Here is a 585-nt window from a genome sequence, read left to right on the forward strand (position 1 = left end):
CTGCTTAACGAGTTAACCTGCAGAGCATTGTTGAGCAAATATCTTGTAATTGAAATATCTCAAATTCGTTGTTTCTAATAACTGCATCAATGGGTGTTACCAAGGCCTCAAACTTCTTTCGCATTTGGCTACACAGAGGAACAATTTTAAGGCCATATAAATCATCCTTGGTGATAGAACCAAAAACAGTGCCTTCATCGTTAAACTTTTTGAGTTCAAAGTTTAACTCCTGCATGGTGTAGTATAGGAATGAGTAACAACCATCTTTAGGTCTAATAGATGCTAAACCTCGCCCTATGGCGCAATCCTCTTTTGCTAAATTAACATCACCAACAGGTGCTCTAACACTCATAAGCACATCACCGGCCTTGGCATAGCGTTTGCCTTCAGTGGTGTAGAGACGGATTGTAGGGAATCTGAATCCGAAATCGGTCTTTCCCTGATAAAATATGTCACCCACGCCATCGGTATTAAATGATTCCCCTTCGGGAGAAGTTCCCATTGTGATGACTGCTATGTCTGAAAGATTTGTGCTTGCTTCGTGGTCGCAAGTGAAATCCTTGTAAATTGCAAATGCTTGGGCCT

The 585-nt window shown here is 41.4% G+C and carries 1 protein-coding gene; it reads right to left on the reverse strand.

Going from position 1 to position 585, the window contains the following annotated elements:
- Positions 1–4: 4 nt before the first annotated feature.
- Positions 5–585: restriction endonuclease subunit S (locus D081_RS12475; protein ID WP_233127500.1), on the reverse strand; the 581-nt coding region annotated here is incomplete at its 5' end.

This window comes from Anaerovibrio sp. JC8 (assembly GCF_002100115.1).
GTDB lineage: Bacteria > Bacillota > Negativicutes > Selenomonadales > Selenomonadaceae > Anaerovibrio.